17 protein-coding genes are annotated in these 16,301 nt (G+C 53.8%); 9 read left to right on the top strand and 8 right to left on the bottom strand.

Features of this window, described 5'->3' with window-relative positions; all coding sequences use genetic code 11:
- Positions 1-57 precede the first annotated feature (57 nt).
- From OGV52_RS09685 to OGV52_RS09675, 3 genes are all read right to left on the bottom strand, one after another.
- Complete coding sequence (locus tag OGV52_RS09685; RefSeq protein ID WP_200046814.1) at positions 58-666, bottom strand: glutathione S-transferase; 609 nt, start codon at positions 664-666, stop codon at positions 58-60.
- 70 nt (positions 667-736) lie between these two features.
- A complete protein-coding gene (locus OGV52_RS09680) occupies positions 737-1,873 on the bottom strand; it encodes an HlyD family secretion protein (protein ID WP_016157740.1) in 1,137 nt (378 codons plus the stop codon).
- 2 nt (positions 1,874-1,875) lie between these two features.
- Complete coding sequence (locus tag OGV52_RS09675; protein ID WP_016154955.1) at positions 1,876-2,238, bottom strand: DUF3302 domain-containing protein; 363 nt, start codon at positions 2,236-2,238, stop codon at positions 1,876-1,878.
- A gap of 533 nt (positions 2,239-2,771) precedes the next feature.
- On the opposite strand from OGV52_RS09675, the gene mtlA reads away from it, so the two are divergent.
- The 3 genes from mtlA to mtlR all read left to right on the top strand — a co-directional run bounded on the left by mtlA (position 2,772) and on the right by mtlR (position 6,644).
- Positions 2,772-4,688: a PTS mannitol transporter subunit IICBA gene (gene mtlA / locus OGV52_RS09670; RefSeq protein WP_047501314.1), complete on the top strand. Its 1,917-nt coding sequence runs from the start codon at positions 2,772-2,774 to the stop codon at positions 4,686-4,688.
- A 220-nt stretch (positions 4,689-4,908) separates the two neighbouring features.
- The gene (gene mtlD, locus OGV52_RS09665; protein WP_016154957.1) at positions 4,909-6,057 is read left to right on the top strand and encodes a mannitol-1-phosphate 5-dehydrogenase; all 1,149 of its coding nucleotides are present in this window, start codon (positions 4,909-4,911) and stop codon (positions 6,055-6,057) included.
- A complete protein-coding gene (gene mtlR / locus OGV52_RS09660; protein WP_005120486.1) occupies positions 6,054-6,644 on the top strand; it encodes a mannitol operon repressor MtlR in 591 nt (196 codons plus the stop codon). The genes mtlD and mtlR overlap by 4 nt, the downstream gene beginning before the upstream one ends.
- A 12-nt stretch (positions 6,645-6,656) precedes the next feature.
- Here mtlR and OGV52_RS09655 read toward each other — a convergent pair whose 3' ends face one another.
- Positions 6,657-6,863 carry a hypothetical protein gene (locus tag OGV52_RS09655; RefSeq protein WP_016154958.1) on the bottom strand — a complete coding sequence of 69 codons (207 nt, stop codon included), beginning with the start codon at positions 6,861-6,863 and terminating at the stop codon, positions 6,657-6,659.
- A gap of 292 nt (positions 6,864-7,155) precedes the next feature.
- Between OGV52_RS09655 and OGV52_RS09650 the strand changes: the two genes are divergently transcribed.
- The 6 genes from OGV52_RS09650 to trmL all read left to right on the top strand — a co-directional run bounded on the left by OGV52_RS09650 (position 7,156) and on the right by trmL (position 13,452).
- Positions 7,156-7,518 carry a YibL family ribosome-associated protein gene (locus tag OGV52_RS09650; protein ID WP_016154959.1) on the top strand — a complete coding sequence of 121 codons (363 nt, stop codon included), beginning with the start codon at positions 7,156-7,158 and terminating at the stop codon, positions 7,516-7,518.
- A 262-nt stretch (positions 7,519-7,780) separates the two neighbouring features.
- Positions 7,781-9,436 carry an L-lactate permease gene (gene lldP / locus OGV52_RS09645; protein WP_287108426.1) on the top strand — a complete coding sequence of 552 codons (1,656 nt, stop codon included), beginning with the start codon at positions 7,781-7,783 and terminating at the stop codon, positions 9,434-9,436.
- Positions 9,433-10,209, top strand: a complete 777-nt coding sequence (gene lldR / locus OGV52_RS09640) for a transcriptional regulator LldR (RefSeq protein WP_003024170.1) — start codon at positions 9,433-9,435, stop codon at positions 10,207-10,209. The genes lldP and lldR overlap by 4 nt, the downstream gene beginning before the upstream one ends.
- On the top strand, positions 10,206-11,396 hold the full coding sequence (gene lldD, locus OGV52_RS09635) for an FMN-dependent L-lactate dehydrogenase LldD (RefSeq protein ID WP_016154962.1): 1,191 nt from the start codon (positions 10,206-10,208) through the stop codon (positions 11,394-11,396). The genes lldR and lldD overlap by 4 nt, the downstream gene beginning before the upstream one ends.
- Positions 11,397-11,591: 195 nt before the next feature.
- Complete coding sequence (locus tag OGV52_RS09630; protein ID WP_287108425.1) at positions 11,592-12,932, top strand: MFS transporter; 1,341 nt, start codon at positions 11,592-11,594, stop codon at positions 12,930-12,932.
- 46 nt (positions 12,933-12,978) lie between these two features.
- The gene (trmL, locus tag OGV52_RS09625; RefSeq protein WP_049042808.1) at positions 12,979-13,452 is read left to right on the top strand and encodes a tRNA (uridine(34)/cytosine(34)/5-carboxymethylaminomethyluridine(34)-2'-O)-methyltransferase TrmL; all 474 of its coding nucleotides are present in this window, start codon (positions 12,979-12,981) and stop codon (positions 13,450-13,452) included.
- A 159-nt stretch (positions 13,453-13,611) separates the two neighbouring features.
- On the opposite strand, the gene cysE is transcribed toward trmL, so the two are convergent.
- From cysE to grxC, 4 genes are all read right to left on the bottom strand, one after another.
- Entirely contained in the window at positions 13,612-14,433 is an 822-nt protein-coding gene (cysE, locus tag OGV52_RS09620; RefSeq protein ID WP_016154965.1) for a serine O-acetyltransferase, read from the bottom strand.
- Positions 14,434-14,510: 77 nt separating this feature from the next.
- The gene (gene gpsA / locus OGV52_RS09615; RefSeq protein WP_016154966.1) at positions 14,511-15,530 is read right to left on the bottom strand and encodes an NAD(P)H-dependent glycerol-3-phosphate dehydrogenase; all 1,020 of its coding nucleotides are present in this window, start codon (positions 15,528-15,530) and stop codon (positions 14,511-14,513) included.
- Complete coding sequence (gene secB / locus OGV52_RS09610; protein WP_003024155.1) at positions 15,530-15,997, bottom strand: protein-export chaperone SecB; 468 nt, start codon at positions 15,995-15,997, stop codon at positions 15,530-15,532. Before secB ends, gpsA begins: the two co-directional genes overlap by 1 nt.
- Before the next feature lie 46 nt (positions 15,998-16,043).
- On the bottom strand, positions 16,044-16,295 hold the full coding sequence (grxC, locus tag OGV52_RS09605) for a glutaredoxin 3 (RefSeq protein WP_003024152.1): 252 nt from the start codon (positions 16,293-16,295) through the stop codon (positions 16,044-16,046).
- Between the last annotated feature and the right edge of the window lie 6 nt (positions 16,296-16,301).

The following is a 16,301-nucleotide window of genomic DNA, read 5'->3' as shown; positions in this document are numbered from 1 at the left end:
GGATATCGATATAGGAAGGATTGTACCGTGACTTTGCTCAGGCGAGTATAATGTGTATCAAGCCTTTGGCGGTTCCGTACGGGCAAAACTTTCGCGTTGAAAGAGCGTTTCCACCAGTTTGACCAGACGCGGGCGATCAACACACCAGCCGGGCGCAACCCGACGGAAATTGAGATAACCGACGGCACAGGCAATCGCAATGGTTGCCAGGTTAACCGTATCCGTTTTCAGCGTCCCCTCCGCCAGATAACCTTCCAGCATATCCAGACTACGGGTAATCTTTTCTCGCTGGCGTAACAGTTCGGTTTCTGACTGCTGTGCGACGGGGCGAGCCTGTTCGCGTACCGAGACTAAACCGGCATCCATAATGCCATCGGCCAGCGCTTCCAACTGGCGTACCTTCAGCGCCGCCATTGGTTCACGCGGCAGCATCGCTGGCGCAATATCCAGCAGTTCTATGTATTCCGCGATGATCGGAGAGTCAAACCAGTACTCGCCCTCATCGGTAACCAATGCGGGCACTTTTCCTAACGGGTTATAGCGTGCCACGCCGCTATCTGCGTTATAGGGGAGTTCATTCACAAATTCGAAAGTGATGCCCTTTTCCAGTAACAGAATAGAAATTTTACGCACAAAAGGGCTGGTATAGCTGCCAATGAGTTTCATGCCGGGTCCTTTTTGCCAACAAAAATATCAGTATGGCTCAGGTCAGTGCAAATGGCAGGTGATGACGGTCTCAATGATCCAAATAAAGGTAATGCATCCAACTGGTCATGCGCAGCAGCACTTTACGCATCACTGAAACGTGAGCGAAATGGTCGGAATAGACCGCCACCTGGGCATAGATACCGTCCGGCAGCGCATCCACATCGGCATTGGGAGCCAGCTCAATCGTGGCCAGCACGCCATCGGTACCCGGCACCACCGTTAAGGACTGTAATGCTCCCTGCGCCTGATAAGAACCGCCCGGAACAACCGGCAGAATGCTGGTGAGCTTGCCGGAGAATACCTGGCCTGGCAGCGCGTTGAAGACCACTTCCGCTTCATCACCCGGTTTAAGACGCAGCAAGGAATTCTGGCGGAATTGCGCCACGATTTGCCGTTTTTGTTCCGGAATAAATACCATCACCGGGCGCAGAGGCAGCGCGGCGGCATAGGTCCCGGGCCGGATAAGCACCTGCGTTACATAACCGTTGCTGGGCGCACGTACGATAGTCTGCTCAAGATTGTATTTGGCTTCAGCGAGCTGGGCGCGCAGAGACGCAACCTGAGATTGCTCTCCATTGACCATACTGTCTAACTGGCTCTGAATCTGCGTCTGTTCGGCAACGGAGCCTTTGACCAGCGCATCCTGCGCCAGGTAGTTTTGCCGGGCATTGTCGATGTCGCTTTCAGAGAATGGATTAACCTTCGCCTGACTACCCTTCAAATAGCGTTGATAATCTTTATACAGGCGATCTCGTTCAGCGGAAACGCGGGTGGTATTGGCTACGGCTTCAGACAGCTGCGCTTTCATATTGTCGATGTTGTGCGTAGCGGTCACCAGGTCGGCCTGCAGCCTGTCGACCCGCGCCTGATAACGAACGGGATCGAGTTTAAATAACACCTCGCCTTTTTTAATCAGCTGATTATTTTTATCTGTCACTTCACTAACAATTCCGGTGACCTGTGGGGTAACAGGAATTGAAATAACCGCCTTTTGCGCCGTAAAGGTATACGGGTGGTTATAGTTCATTAATAAAATGAGTCCCGCCACAATAAACACCCCACCTAACGCGGCGGTAGCAAGCGTCCATTGATTTACCGGAATACGGAATATTTTAAAAATGGCCCAGGCGAATGCCACATAGGTCAGGACAATCAACAAGTCCATGATCAAATCTCCGGAAAGGTGGAGTTATCGTTTTTTTTCTCCCCATCCAGTCTATTTTCCAACTGGGTGATGCGCGCGGCCAGCGCGGCAATTTCAGGGTCAGGTTCCTTCCCGGACGGCGTGATGTGGGACTGCATTCCCCAGCCTCGTTCTGGCTGATAGAGCGTGGCCCAGATCCACAGGAAGGGCCAAATAACATGCAGCGTAAATAAGCTCACCCAACCCGCCGTATGGATGGCATCGGCATGGGGATGGTTGCGCTTCTTAGCCATGTTATAGGGAATATCATGGATGGCGATGATTCCGTAAAACAGAACCAGAAAAACGAAGATCAGCACACCTAACGCGAAATAGTTTAGAAACATACCCGCCTCGTATTCACGCTAATCAGAGCTTTCAATTGCAGGCAGCCGAAAGGAGTCATGGCTGGTAATTTGAACATAATTGCAGTTAGTCATTTCCGCCATACCACCAGGGTATAAATTTGCAGGTTGATGGCTTGCGGGGTAGTTGCAAGAAATAGGTGATGAAACAGAATCCGCTCCAGATCACACCAGGAGAAATCCAGACAAATATTTATTGCGAAGTAGATCACAAATACCCAACAAACAGCCAAAGCAAAAACGTGAACAACTTCACACTTAACGCCCATTTTTAGCCAACTCTTGACCTGTGATGTTTTTTTGTACCGATATTTTGTGATGAAAATCACATTAACTAACGCCACACACCCTATATTTACGTGACAAACGTCACACAAAAAGCCGTCGACTGGACAGTTGAACGATTCAGTGCCAGATTTCGCAGTATCTACAGGGTCCGGCTACCTCCTGCCGCTACATTAACAAACCTCGGGCTTTAAGCCTGCGCGACAGCAAACATAAGAAGGGGTGTTTTTATGTCATCCGATATTAAGATCAAAGTGCAAAGCTTTGGTCGATTCCTCAGTAACATGGTGATGCCAAATATCGGCGCGTTTATCGCGTGGGGTATTATCACCGCATTATTCATTCCGACAGGGTGGTTGCCGAACGAAACGCTGGCGAAGCTTGTCGGCCCAATGATCACCTATCTGCTGCCGCTGCTGATCGGTTATACCGGTGGCAAGCTGGTTGGCGGCGAGCGTGGCGGCGTGGTGGGTGCTATCACCACCATGGGCGTTATCGTCGGTGCCGATATGCCAATGTTCCTCGGCGCGATGATCGCAGGTCCGCTGGGCGGCTGGGCTATCAAACATTTCGACAACTGGGTAGACGGTAAGATCAAGTCCGGTTTTGAGATGCTGGTGAATAACTTCTCCGCAGGCATCATCGGGATGATCCTCGCCATTCTGGCATTCCTTGGTATTGGCCCATTGGTTGAAGCACTGTCCAAAATCCTGGCGGCAGGCGTTAACTTCATGGTTGTCCATGACATGCTGCCGCTGGCGTCTATCTTCGTTGAACCGGCGAAAATCCTGTTCCTCAACAACGCCATCAACCACGGTATTTTCTCACCGCTGGGTATTCAGCAGTCCCATGAGATGGGCAAATCCATCTTCTTCCTGATTGAAGCTAACCCGGGTCCGGGTATGGGCGTTCTGCTGGCATACATGTTCTTCGGTCGCGGCAGTGCTAAGCAGTCCGCAGGCGGCGCGGCTATCATCCACTTCCTGGGTGGTATCCACGAAATTTACTTCCCGTACGTGCTGATGAACCCGCGTCTGATCCTGGCCGTTATCCTCGGCGGTATGACTGGCGTATTTACCCTGACTATCCTGAACGGCGGCCTGGTTTCTCCGGCTTCTCCGGGTTCTATCCTGGCCGTGCTGGCAATGACGCCGAAGGGGGCTTACTTCGCGAACATCGCTGCTATCTGTGCCGCAATGGCTGTCTCCTTTGTCGTCTCAGCCATTCTGCTGAAAACCAGCAAAGTGAAAGAAGATGATGACATTGATGCCGCAACTCGTCGTATGCACGACATGAAAGCGGAATCCAAAGGTGCATCTCCGCTGGCGGCTGGCGACGTGACTAACGACCTGAGCCATGTGCGTAAAATCATCGTTGCCTGCGATGCGGGTATGGGCTCCAGCGCCATGGGTGCGGGCGTACTGCGCAAGAAAGTGCAGGATGCCGGTCTGTCTCAGATTTCCGTCACCAACAGCGCGATTAACAATCTGCCGCCGGATGTCGATCTGGTCATTACCCACCGTGACCTGACCGAACGTGCGATGCGCCAGGTGCCTCAGGCGCAGCACATTTCGCTGACCAACTTCCTCGACAGCGCCCTGTACTCCAGCCTGACCGAACGTCTGGTTGCTGCACAGCGCCACAACGTGAACGAAGAGAAAGTCCGCGATCACCTGAAAGACAGCTTCGAAGAGGGTGATACCCACCTGTTCAAACTGGGTGCGGAGAATATCTTCCTCGGCCGTAAAGCCACTAACAAAGAAGAAGCGATTCGCTTTGCCGGTGAGCAACTGGTGAAAGGCGGCTACGTTGAGCCAGAATACGTCGAGGCGATGCTGGACCGCGAAAAACTGACCCCGACTTACCTCGGTGAGTCCATCGCAGTGCCGCACGGTACGGTTGAAGCCAAAGACCGCGTGCTGAAAACCGGCGTGGTGTTCTGCCAGTACCCGGAAGGCGTGCGCTTCGGTGAAGAAGAAGACGACATTGCCCGCCTGGTCATTGGTATCGCCGCACGTAACAATGAACATATCCAGGTGATCACCAGCCTGACCAACGCTCTGGATGACGAATCCGTGATCGAACGTCTGGCCCATACCACCAGCGTGGATGAAGTTCTGGAACTGCTGGCAGGTAAAAAAGCTTAACCATTAAGTATCTCCAAAATAGTTCGAGCTGCAGAAAGGCGGCAACGCAGCGAATCCCCAGGAGCGTACATAAGTACGTGACTGGGGTGAGCGAGGAGAGCCAACGCATCTGCAGTTCGAAATATGAAGGCGATATCCTCTCCCTTGTGGAGAGGGTTAGGTTGAGGGAAACGCCTCACCCCAGCCCTCTTGGGTAAAAACATTAATGAAGGTTAATACTATGAAAGCATTACATTTTGGCGCAGGTAATATCGGTCGTGGCTTTATCGGCAAACTGCTGGCGGACGCGGGGATACAACTGACGTTCGCGGATGTAAACCAGGTCGTGCTCGATGCCCTGAATGCCCGTCATAGCTATCAGGTTCATGTGGTGGGTGAAAACGAGCAGGTTGATACCGTTTCCGGCGTCAACGCCGTGAGCAGCATCGGCGATGATGTTGTCGACCTGATTGCCCACGTAGATTTAGTCACTACCGCCGTCGGTCCGGTCGTGCTTGAGCGTATCGCTCCGGCCATCGCCAAAGGGCTGGTTAAACGCAAGGCGCAGGGCATCGCCACTCCGCTGAATATTATCGCCTGTGAAAACATGGTGCGCGGAACCACCCAGTTGAAAGGCCACGTTATGAACGCGCTGGCAGATGAAGACAAATCCTGGGTTGAAGAACATGTTGGCTTCGTCGATTCCGCCGTGGACCGCATTGTTCCCCCTTCGGCTTCTGCGACCAACGATCCGCTGGAAGTCACCGTCGAAACCTTCAGTGAGTGGATTGTCGACAAAACACAGTTCAAAGGCGAACTGCCTGACATCCCGGGAATGGAATTAACTGATAACCTGATGGCATTTGTCGAACGTAAACTCTTCACGCTGAACACCGGGCATGCTATAACCGCGTACCTCGGAAAATTGACCGGTCATCAGACCATCCGTGACGCGATTCTCGACGAGAAAATCCGTGCAGTGGTAAAAGGTGCGATGGAAGAGAGCGGCGCGGTACTGATCAAACGCTATGGCTTTGATGCAGCAAAACATGCGGCATACATTCAGAAAATCCTCGGTCGCTTTGAAAACCCGTATCTGAAAGATGACGTTGAGCGCGTGGGTCGTCAGCCGCTGCGTAAACTGAGCGCGGGCGATCGTCTGATTAAACCGCTGCTGGGCACGCTGGAGTATGGCCTGCCGCACGCGAATCTGGTCACCGGTATTGCTGCAGCGATGCACTATCGCAGTGAAGAAGATCCGCAGGCCCAGGAACTGGCCGCGCTGATTGACGAAAAAGGTCCACAGGCCGCGCTGGCACAGGTTTCCGGTCTGGATGCCAACAGTGATGTGGTGGCGGAGGCGGTTAACGCATATAACGCAACCAAATGATAGAGAATGTGGCGCAGGTCAGCCTGCGCCCAAATGACAGATTGTCAGATATGCAGGCAATAATGGAACAAACGCAGGCCTTTGAAAATCGTGTGCTTGAGCGTCTGAATGCTGGCAAAACCGTACGCAGCTTCCTCATCACCGCCGTAGAACTGCTCACCGAAGCGGTGAATATCCTTGTGCTTCAGGTATTTCGCAAAGACGACTATGCGGTAAAATATGCCGTAGAACCCCTGCTCGACGGCGACGGTCCGCTGGGCGATCTTTCCGTTCGTCTGAAGCTAATTTACGGTCTGGGCGTACTCAGCCGGCCGGAGTATGAAGATGCGGAGCTTCTGATGGCGCTGCGGGAAGAGTTAAACCATGACGGTAATGAATACGCGTTCACCGACGACGAAATTCTTGGCCCGTTTGGCGAACTCCACTGCGTGACGGCACTCCCGCCGCCACCGCAGTTTGATACCTCAGACTCAGGTTTGCACGCAATGCAGATTCAGCGCTACCAGCAGATGGTACGCTCCACGATGGTACTTTCCCTGACCGAGCTGATTTCTAAAATCAGCTTAAAAAAAGCCTTTCAAAAATAAGACCCTGCAGGCTTACTTCTCTTCCTGCTGCGGTCGATACAGCTGCCGATAATACGCCAGACGTTGCAGATACAGCTGCGCATTCTCCTGCGGTATTTCAGTAGGGACAACGTTGCGCGGTGGTGTTTTATTCAGATATTCGCGAAAAGCCTGGCTTGAAGCCATAAAATCGACCGTCTTATCAATAAGGGCCGAAACGTTCTCACCTATTTTCGCCATAATCTTCCCTCCTCCATGTATTAACCGCGCTCAGCCTGCGCGGTTGCTCATTTAAGTTTAGGATCGGTTGGGCGATTATATTGAGGAAAACGTGCTTCACTATGAACCCGTCAATAAAAAGCACCACGGCCGACCTTATCACTTAAAATTCCTTATTAATCAAAATAGTAGTATTTTCATTAGCTGAATAATACTTGCAACATTTGATTATTTATCTTCGATTAGTTGTGAATAATCCCGCTCTGCGCGCATACTATAGGATATTCATCCTATTTTTATCAGAAGCTATCCTATGAAAGAAGTCGAAAAAAACGAAATTAAACGCCTAAGCGATCGTCTGGACGCTATCCGCCACCAGCAGGCAGACCTGTCCCTGGTTGAAGCCGCCGACAAATATGCCGAGCTGGAGCAAGAGAAAGAAACGCTGGAAACCGAGATCGCGCGTCTGCGTGACGTCCACGGCCAGAAGCTGAGCAAAGAAGCGCAAAAGCTGGCGAAACTTCCTTTCCGTCGTGCTATCACCAAAAAAGAACAGGCCGACATGGGCAAGCTGAAGAAGAGCGTGCGCGGCCTGATCGTCGTTCACCCGATGACCGAGCTTGGCCGTGAAATGGGCCTGAAAGAGATGACGGGCTTCGCGAAGAGCGAGTTCTGATCTCCCACCGGGCAACATTCGCTTGCCCGGTCCTTCCCTTCCCCTAGCAATTGGCCCTACCAATTTCAGCCAGATCCTACCAGCACCTCACATTTCATTAAAATGTGCGTACAATACCGTTGCCAATAAATAACATTTGATTAACCATTCATTGTCATTACCCCTACACAACAATATTGGCAGGGCCACTTTTACACATAATGTGACCAGGAGATGAGCACAGACTCATTCCATTATGTCGGCGGCCCCCAGGAGACCTGCAATGAATCTCTGGCAACAGAACTACGACCCGGCCGGTAACATCTGGCTTTCCAGTCTGATCGCATCGCTCCCTATCCTGTTCTTTTTCTTCGCCCTGATTAAGCTCAAGCTGAAAGGCTATATTGCGGCGTCATGGACGGTGGTGATCGCTCTGACGGTCGCCCTGCTGTTTTACAAAATGCCGGTCGATCACGCTCTGGCTTCCGTGGTATACGGCTTCTTCTATGGTTTGTGGCCAATTGCCTGGATCATTATCGCCGCGGTATTCGTCTATAAAATCTCGGTGAAAACCGGGCAGTTCGACATCATCCGCTCCTCAATACTCTCGATTACCCCGGACCAACGTCTGCAAATGCTGATTGTCGGTTTCTCCTTTGGCGCATTCCTCGAAGGGGCGGCAGGATTTGGCGCTCCGGTAGCGATTACCGCCGCACTGCTGGTTGGTCTGGGCTTTAATCCTCTGTACGCGGCAGGTTTGTGTCTGATCGTAAACACCGCTCCGGTCGCTTTTGGCGCAATGGGTATTCCGATTCTGGTTGCCGGTCAGGTTACCGGGCTGGATAGCTTCGAGATTGGTCAGATGGTGGGCCGTCAGTTACCGTTCCTGACCATTATCGTGTTGTTCTGGATTATGGCGATTATGGATGGCTGGCGTGGCGTAAAAGAGACCTGGCCTGCGGTGATGGTCGCTGGCGGCTCGTTTGCTATCGCGCAGTACCTCAGCTCTAACTTTATCGGGCCGGAACTGCCGGACATTATCTCGTCTCTGGTTTCGCTGGTCTGCCTGACGCTGTTCCTGAAACGCTGGCAGCCGGTACGCATCTTCCGCTTTGGCGATATGGGCGCTTCACAGGTCGATCAGACGCTGGCTCGCACCCACTATACCGCTGGACAGGTGGTCCGCGCCTGGTCTCCGTTCCTGTTCCTGACCGCCACCGTCACGCTGTGGAGCGTACCGCCGTTTAAAGCGCTGTTTGCGCCAGGCGGCGCGATGTACCACTGGGTGGTCAATATTCCGGTTCCGTACCTCGATAAGCTGGTTGCCCGTATGCCGCCGGTCGTACACGAAGCCACAGCCTACGCGGCGGTATATAAATTTGACTGGTTCTCCGCAACCGGTACCGCGATTTTGTTTGCCGCCCTGCTGTCTATCGTCTGGTTGAAGATGAAGCCGTCCGCAGCGCTGCAGACTTTTGGCAGCACGCTGAAAGATCTGGCATTACCTATTTACTCCATCGGAATGGTGCTGGCATTCGCGTTTATCTCAAACTACTCCGGGCTTTCATCAACCCTGGCGTTGGCCCTGGCACACACCGGCAGCGCGTTTACCTTCTTCTCACCGTTCCTCGGCTGGCTGGGGGTATTTTTGACCGGGTCCGACACCTCATCAAACGCACTGTTTGCCGCCCTGCAGGCTACGGCTGCTCAGCAAATCGGCGTTTCGGATGTTCTGATGGTGGCGGCAAATACCACTGGCGGCGTGACCGGCAAGATGATCTCGCCGCAATCTATCGCTATCGCCTGTGCGGCAGTGGGATTAGTGGGGAAAGAGTCTGACCTGTTCCGCTTTACCGTGAAACACAGCCTGATTTTCACCTGCATGGTGGGTGTGATTACCACGCTGCAGGCCTATGTCTTAACCTGGATGATTCCATGATAGTGATGCCCAGACGCCTGTCAGACGAAGTCGCATCTCGTGTGCGGGCGCTGATTGAAGAACAACAGCTGGAGGCGGGCATGAAGTTGCCCGCTGAGCGCCAACTGGCCGTACAGCTCGGCGTATCGCGTAACTCGCTGCGCGAGGCGTTAGCAAAGCTGGTCAGTGAAGGCGTACTGATTAGCCGTCGTGGCGGCGGGACGTTTATCCGCTGGCAGCATGAGGCCTGGTCTGAACAAAACATCGTTCAGCCGCTGAAAACCCTGCTGGCGGACGATCCTGATTACAGTTTCGATATTCTGGAGGCCCGCCACGCCATCGAAGCCAGTACCGCCTGGCACGCTGCCATGCGGGCCACCGCCGCGGATAAAGAGAAAATCAGGCTCTGTTTCGAGGCCACGCAAAGCGAAGATCCGGATCTCGCCTCGCAGGCTGACGTTCGTTTTCATCTCGCCATTGCGGAAGCCTCACACAACGTGGTGCTGTTGCAGACCATGCGCGGTTTCTTCGACGTCCTGCAGTCTTCGGTAAAACAGAGCCGCCAACGTATGTACCTGGTACCGCCCGTATTTTCTCAACTGACGGCGCAGCATCAGGCCGTGCTGGACGCCATTGTTGCCGGGGATGCCGACGGGGCGCGTAAGGCCATGATGGCGCACCTCAGTTTTGTCCACACCACAATTAAACGATTTGATGAAGATCAGGCCCGGCAGGCGCGTATTACTCGCCTGCCCGGTGATCCTGGTGAGAATAGCAGGGAGAACAACACATGATTATTTCAGCAGCCAGCGACTATCGCGCCGCAGCCCAGCGCATCCTGCCCCCCTTCTTGTTCCACTATATTGACGGCGGGGCGTATGCCGAGCACACCTTGCGCCGTAACGTGGCAGACCTGTCAGAGGTGGCGCTGCGCCAGCGCGTACTGAAGAATATGTCCGACCTGAGCCTGGAAACCAAGCTGTTCAACGAAACACTCTCCATGCCGGTAGCCCTCGCGCCTGTCGGCTTGTGCGGCATGTACGCACGCCGGGGCGAGGTTCAGGCCGCCGCCGCCGCTGATGCCAAAGGCATTCCGTTTACGCTTTCCACAGTGTCCGTATGTCCGATTGAAGAAGTCGCCCCGACCATCAAGCGTCCAATGTGGTTCCAGCTGTATGTTCTGCGCGATCGCGGTTTTATGCGTAACGCACTGGAGCGCGCCAAAGCGGCGGGTTGCTCCACGCTGGTCTTTACCGTCGATATGCCAACGCCTGGCGCACGCTACCGTGATGCCCATTCCGGTATGAGCGGCCCAAATGCGGCACTGCGTCGCTACTGGCAAGCAGTCACTCATCCACAGTGGGCATGGGACGTTGGTCTGAACGGTCGCCCGCATGATTTAGGCAATATTTCGACTTATCTGGGCAAACCCACTGGCCTTGAAGATTACATCGGCTGGCTGGCGAATAACTTCGATCCGTCGATTTCCTGGAAAGACCTCGAGTGGATCCGCGAATTCTGGGATGGTCCGATGGTGATCAAAGGGATCCTCGATCCTGAAGATGCCCGCGACGCCGTACGCTTTGGCGCAGATGGCATCGTTGTCTCTAACCACGGTGGCCGTCAGTTAGATGGCGTGCTGTCTTCAGCTCGTGCGCTGCCCGCCATTGCCGATGCGGTGAAAGGCGATATCACCATTCTGGCTGATAGCGGGATCCGCAATGGTCTGGACGTTGTACGCATGATAGCGCTGGGCGCGGATAGCGTGCTGCTGGGGCGTGCTTATCTGTACGCGCTGGCGACCCACGGCCAGGCCGGTGTGGCTAATCTGCTGAACCTGATCGAGAAAGAGATGAAGGTGGCGATGACCCTGACCGGTGCGAAGTCGATTAGCGAAATCAGCCGTGATTCGCTGGTACAGGAACTGGGTAAGAGCCTGCCTGCCGCGCTGGCACCTCTGGTCCAGGGTAGCGCAGCGTAACAACATCCCCGTAAACCCCATTTTCTGAATGGTCGGTCTGTTTTCAGCCCGACCATTTTTTATCCAAAAATAACGACTGGTTAACATTTACAACCAATATATTTGACAACTTTTTATCCACCTGCCAAATGTATAGACAAGCTAATACAACAGCATTTTATACATATAACAACCATCATAACGGGCGAGGGTGACATGGCTTATTCCGGAAAAGTGAATATCCAGCAGGCGATAGATGACAGTGCTTTTTCGCGTTTCCACTGGGTCATTATTGTCCTGGGTTTTCTGGTTTTAGCCATTGACGGCTTCGATACGGCGGCGATGGGCTATATTGCCCCCACGCTTTCAGCCGACTGGAGCATCAAGAAACAAGATCTTGGACCGGTGTTAAGCGCCGCGCTATTGGGCCTCTCATTTGGTGCCCTGCTGGCCGGACCGATTTCTGATCGTATGGGTCGTAAGCGCGTCCTGGTCTTTTCCTGTCTGTTCTTTGGCCTCGCCAGTCTGGGAACCGCCTATGCCCAGACGCTGAATATGCTCACGTTTTGGCGCTTTCTCACCGGTCTTGGGCTTGGCGCGGCAATGCCCAATGCCATCACCCTGGTGTCAGAATTCGCCCCGAAACGCTGTCGTTCAATGGCGATTAACACCATGTACTGTGGCTTTCCGTTAGGGGCGGCGGGCGGCGGCGTGATCTCCTCCTGGCTGATCCCCAACTACGGCTGGCACAGTGTTCTGCTTGCTGGTGCGATCGCCCCGCTGGTCCTCACCGCACTGTTGGTGCTGTTCCTGCCAGAGTCGGTTAAGTATCTGGTTCACCGCGGTAAAGGGGTTGCACAGATTAAACGCATTGCTCAACGCTTTATGTCGGGAAGTCTGGAACAGGTTACCCAGTTTTATCTGGATGAAGACCGTATCACGGTCAAAAAAAGCAGCGTGGCACAGTTATTTAGTATGCCCTGGCTGCCGGGTACGCTGATGCTCTGGATGACCTACTTTATGGGGCTGGTTATCTATTACGTGCTGCTGAGCTGGATGCCAACGCTGATGCTGGGAATGGGCTATCCGCTGGCCGAATCCGCCTGGCTGACATCGCTGTTTACCTTTGGCGGTACGGCGGGGATCCTGCTGGCCGGTTGGTTAATGGACCGCTGGGAAGCCCATAAAGTGGTGTCACTTGGCTTTATTCTGACGATGCTGTTTGCCCTCGCTCTCGGGTTTGAACATAACCACATCATCTTGTTCGGCGCACTGATCTTCCTGATGGGGATTACCATGAACGGCGCGCAGTCCGGGCTGCAGACGCTGGCCGCCACGTTTTATCCAACCCACTGCCGTGCGACGGGCATTGCCTGGATGCAGGGCGTGGGCCGCTTCGGCGGCGTAGCCGGTACGATGATGAGCGCCCAACTGCTTTCCCTGCAATGGCAGGCAGACAGTATCTTAATGTTCCTCAGCCTTCCGGCCCTGGTCGCTGCTGCCGCGACAATTTACAAGCTGCAACGCTATAAACCGCAGACGCTGACCGTCGCATAGTACCCGCTCTTTCTGCTATTCTGCCCCACGTTATCAAGGGGGCAGTATGCTTAACATCGTTTTATTCGAACCAGAAATCCCGCCAAATACCGGCAATATTATCCGTCTTTGCGCCAACACCGGCTTTCGTCTGCATATTATAGAGCCAATGGGCTTTACCTGGGACGACAAGCGCCTGCGTCGCGCGGGGCTGGATTACCATGAATTTACCGCCGTGCTGCGCCACTCTGATTACGCCGCCTTCGTCGCCGCAGAACATCCGCAGCGCCTGTTTGCTCTGACCACCAAAGGTACGCCAGCGCATAGCGCGGTATGCTATCAGGACGGGGATTATCTGATGTTTGGTCCGGAAACACGCGGTCTGCCAGCCAGCATCCTTGACGCGCTGCCGGCCGAACAAAAAATTCGTATTCCGATGATGCCAGACAGTCGCAGCATGAACCTGTCAAATGCGGTGTCAGTGGTGGTGTATGAGGCCTGGCGCCAGCTAGGGTATCCGGGCGCGGTACTGCGTAGCTGATGATTGTTGGATGGCGGCTAGCGCCTGATCCGACCTACATTAATTTGATGGAATTCATTTCGAGCGTTATCGGCGCAGACAGATTGAACACGGACTGCGCGCAGTCACCGGAGCGTACACGCAGCCCAGGTTCAATCTGCCAAGTAAGATAGCTCGAAATCAGATACCATCTCCATACTCAAAAGTATGATGTATCCCGTTGAAATGCTGATCCATATCCATGGACGGCTTATCGCTGTCAGGCTTACCGACGATGCGAGCCGGAACGCCTGCTGCAGTGGTATGCGGGGGTACCGGCTGTAAAACGACGGAACCTGCGCCAATCTTCGCGCCGCGCCCGACTTCAATGTTACCGAGAATTTTTGCTCCCGCGCCAATCATCACGCCTTCACGAATTTTCGGATGGCGGTCACCGCCGGCTTTACCGGTCCCGCCCAGCGTGACGGATTGCAAAATAGAGACGTCGTTTTCAATCACGGCAGTTTCACCGACCACAATACCTGTGGCGTGATCGAGCATAATCCCACGGCCAATTTTTGCCGCCGGGTGAATGTCTACCTGGAAGCTAACGGACACCTGATTTTGCAGGAAGATCGCCAGCGCCTGACGTCCCTGATGCCACAGCCAGTGACCGATACGGTAGGCCTGAAGCGCATGAAAGCCCTTCAGATACAGAAGTGGGGTGGAATATTTATCGACAGCCGGATCACGCGTGCGTACCGCCTGAATATCACAGGCCGCTGAGGCAATCATTTCAGGATCGGCCGCGTAGGCCTCTTCCACGACTTCGCGAATGGCAATGGCGGGCATGATCGGGGAAGCGAGTTTATTCGCCAGCATATAGCTCAGCGCACTACCGAGGTTTTCATGCTTGAGCAGCGTTGCGTGATAAAAACTGGCCAGCATTGGCTCACATTCCGCCAGTGCCCGGGCTTCCGCTTTAATGTTTTTCCAGACGATATCCAGTTCTTCACACGGCATTGCGTACTCCAGAAGGTAGCAAAACGACCGACCCGTTCTTCGCGGGTCGGGTCGTTATATTCAACGGTTCCTTACAGCTAGTGGCGACTCAGCTCGTCCCTGCGTGCACGGCCTAATAACGTCAATGCTGCCTCGCGCGCGTTTTTTCCGCAATACAATACTTGATAAATTTCCTCGGTTATTGGCATCTCAACACCAAAACGGTGCGCCAATTCACGAACTTCTTTCGTATTGCGGTAGCCTTCAACCACCTGACCAATCTTGTCCTGCGCCCCCTGCACGTCCATCCCCTGGCCGAGCATCATGCCAAAACGACGGTTACGCGACTGGTTGTCGGTACAGGTCAGCACCAGATCGCCTAAACCCGCCATCCCCATAAAGGTGGCAGGATCGGCACCCAACGCCGCGCCAAGGCGAGACATTTCGGTCAGTCCACGGGTGATCAATGCGGTTCGCGCATTCGCGCCGAAACCGATGCCGTCAGACATCCCCGCGCCAATCGCAATGACGTTTTTCACCGCGCCGCCAAGCTGCACGCCAATGAAATCCGGATTGCTGTAAACGCGGAAGCTCTTGCCACAGTGCAGCAACTGCTGGAGATCGTCAGCAAAGGTGTCGTCCGTCGAGGCCAGAGAAATCGCCGTCGGCATGCCCGCCGCCAGCTCTTTGGCGAACGTCGGACCGGAGATAACCGCCAGTGGAATAGAATTCCCCAGCGCTTCACGCGCGACGTCCTGCAGCAGGCGTCCTGTTTCCGCTTCCAGACCCTTTGTCGCCCAGACCAGACGAGCGTCAGGACGCATCAGCGGTTTGATGTTGCGCAGCACTTCGCCAAAGACGTGGCTCGGCACCACCACCAGAATATTACGACTGGCGGCCAGCGCAGTGGCTAAATCACTTTCCAGGCGCAGCGTTTCGGGAAAAGGCACATCAGGGAGGAACGCGACGTTGCAGCGATCGTGCTCGAGGGTCGCGATATGTTTCGGATCATGGCCCCACAGGACAACCTGATGGCCATTTCTTGCCAGGGTGATGGCAAGAGCGGTGCCGTACGAGCCGGCACCAATCACAGTCATTGAAGCATTACTTTGGTTCATCAGGCATCCTGATGTTCTTCAGTACCTTCGCCAGCCTGCTGCTGTAAATAGTTCATGAACAGCGCATCAAAGTTGACCGGCGCAAGGTTCAGTTGCGGGAATGTACCGCGTGAAACCAGGCTGGTGATGCATTCGCGGGCATACGGGAACAGAATGTTCGGGCAGTATGCACCAAGGCAATGCGCCATCTGAGTCCCTTCAATACCACTGATGGAGAAAATACCGCCCTGCTGAACTTCACACAGGAACGCAGTTTCTTCACCCAGAGAAGCCGTTACGGTGACACGCAGCACTACTTCATACACATCATCTGCCAGTTGGGTAGATGCGGTATCAAGATCCAGTTTAACCTCTGGCTGCCAATCTTTCTGGAAAACATGTGGTGCATTTGGCGCTTCGAAAGACACATCCTTGGTATAAATACGTTGGATCTGGAAAGCCATTTCAGTGTTATTTTGTTCTGACATGTTGAGAAAACCCTTTAGTGTTGTCCTTTAAATACTTCGGTACGCCTTAACGCAGCAGTGGATCCAGTCCACCACGTGCATCCAACGCATACAAGTCGTCACAACCACCAATGTGCTGTGCATCAATAAAAATCTGCGGAACCGTTGTACGGCCACTGCGCTTGATCATCTCTTCACGCTTCACGGCATCGCCGTCAATCGGAAGTTCCTGGAAACTCACACCCTTGCTGTTCAACAGCGCCTTTGCGCGATGGCAAAACGGGCAGGTCGCTTTGGTATAGATCTCAATATTGGCCATGACTTA

Source organism: Citrobacter sp. Cb041 (assembly GCF_030336655.1).
Lineage (GTDB): Bacteria > Pseudomonadota > Gammaproteobacteria > Enterobacterales > Enterobacteriaceae > Citrobacter > Citrobacter braakii.
Note: the sequence above shows the minus strand (reverse complement) of the source record. Positions and strands in the feature narration are given on the sequence as shown.